The organism is Rhodomicrobium udaipurense JA643 (assembly GCF_000636015.1).
Classification (GTDB): domain Bacteria; phylum Pseudomonadota; class Alphaproteobacteria; order Rhizobiales; family Rhodomicrobiaceae; genus Rhodomicrobium; species Rhodomicrobium udaipurense.
Genome location: NZ_JFZJ01000216.1, coordinates 1 through 2163, shown reverse-complemented (window position 1 = coordinate 2163; position 2163 = coordinate 1). Strand labels below are relative to the sequence as shown.

The window sequence follows — 2163 nt, the reverse complement described above, 5'->3', positions numbered from 1 at the left end:
GATAGGCGGCGCCGAGGTCGAGGAAGGGGATCAATTCAAGCTCCTTCAGTTGGACATAGCTTTGAATGCAGTTTTGGCCATGACTGGATCCGTTGAACCTACGACCCTTCCATGGGAGGCCTCGATGACCATGGCGGCAAGGTCGTGCGATTGGCCGAGCGCGCTGGAACCCGCAACAGACAAATGACCATGGTCACGGTAGGCCGGAACGCCCTGCACGGTGGTACGGCAGACTCCGGCGCTACAGAGCAAGTCGTGCAGCCAGATAACCGGAATAACACCCTCCACTGCGCGGAGCAGATTACGCGGTAGAGCGCTGAACCTGTAATAGTTGGCTTGCGGAAAATCGCAGGATGCTGTGGTTCTGCTCATCAGCCGGGTTCGTATATGGCACAACCCGAGGTCGTGTCCGGTCCGTGGCGGCGGCGAGACGATGACCAGCTGCTTGCCCGCCGCCGCTAGCTGCGCCGCCAATGCGTCGATCCGAGCAGCCAGGGCCGCCTGACGAGCGTTGGCATCGGTGATGGAAGAACCATCGCGGGTAAATAGATTCCCACCGCCCTGCTCGAAGGTTGAGCTGATAGCCACGGTTTTCACCGTTTCATGGGCGAGGATCCAGGCAAGTGCAGCATCGTTGAAGTCAATACAGCTTTGCCAACTGGTCACAGATCCATTCAGTGCAAGATCGGGAATCGGGCCGCATTGGCTGAGCGTCAGTTGGGCGAAGGGGCGGGCTGAAGGGCTGTCCCGAAGGGCCTGCGCCAAATGCATTGCAAAGCTGTCGCCCCAGAGCGCAAGTTCAGGCTGCTCTGACAGCCGACAGGCTGGAGCAGTGGTGAAGCGGCCTGCGTCGCAATCCGGATGCAGCCCGTAATTCGGTGCCAGCGGGTCCAGATCGAGAGCACTAGCGAATGTTTGTCCCCCAGGGGCCTTGCGCCCGGAGAAGCCGCTACCGTCCACAAGAACAGCGCCTATCAGACAGGTCGTGCTAATGCAGGCCAGTGTGGCAAGCACGATGCGGCGCCCACCGGGTGAAGATGGAGCTGCTTTGCGGAAGGGCTGTTCGACAAAACGCCAGCTGAGCCAAGCCAAAACAAAGGTCGCCAGCAGCAGCACAGCAAGCAGCAGTCCCTCCGGTGGCGATATGTTACGGATGCGGGCAAATGCCAGGAGTGGCTGATGCCAAAGATAGGCGCTGTAACTGATCAGTCCGATGGCGACCAGCGGCCGCCAGCAAAGTAGCCGGGCTGCTAGTGTCCCCTGCCGCGCAAAGCCCAGCACCAGAGCGGCCCCGACCACCGGGATCAGCGTCCACAGGCTGGGCATCGGCGTCATCGCGTCGAAGCTCAGCACGCCGTAAGCGATTAGCGCTAGCCCGACAAAGCCTGCCAGTTCCGCCAAGTTGCGCCTTTCCGTTGTACCGACTCGGCTGTGGTAGTGAGCAACTATTGCGCCAATCAAAAGTTCCCACACCCGCGAGGGCAGTAGATAGAAATTCGCCGCATGATGGGTTCTCCATTCGGCGACTATCAAGCCGGTCATGCTGACGACTAGCAGCGCCGGCAACAACAGTGCCCGGTGCCGGCGCCATAGCAGCGCCAGCATTCCTGGAAAAATCAGGTAATACTGTTCCTCGATCGCCAAGGACCAAGTATGCAGTAGAGGTTTCAGTTCGGCCGCCGCGCTGAAATAGCCAGCTTCCCGCCAGAACAATATGTTGGAGCCGAATAAGGCTGTGGCGATAAGGCTATTGCCGAAAGCGACAAGTTCCTCGGGCAGCATCCAGGCCCAAGCGAACGGAACACAGGCCAGCATCACTACGAATAGTGCAGGAAGGATACGCCGGGCCCGCCGTTCATAGAACTTCGCCATCGAAAAGCGCCCCGCCGCAAGATCGGCGAGCAGGATTGTAGTGATCAGATAACCGCTGATCACAAAGAAAATGTCTACCCCTACAAAACCGCCGGAAACTCCAGCAATGCCAGCGTGAGAGAGGATGACGGGCAATACGGCCACCGCCCTCAGTCCGTCGATTTCAGTGCGGTACTTCATATTTGCCACCTCTGGCAATCGCGATTAAGATCGCCGCAAATTTTGCGCTACGCCTTTCACACTCGGCAAGAACTTTACTTAATTTATCTCAGTAACGATCAGCCTCGAAGG

1 protein-coding gene is annotated in these 2163 nt (G+C 58.6%); it reads right to left on the bottom strand.

What is annotated here, in order from left to right; translation table 11 throughout:
* Window positions 1-45 precede the first annotated feature (45 nt).
* Entirely contained in the window at window positions 46-2052 is a 2007-nt protein-coding gene (locus tag T281_RS18045) for an acyltransferase family protein (protein WP_155955328.1), read from the bottom strand.
* Window positions 2053-2163 lie beyond the last annotated feature (111 nt).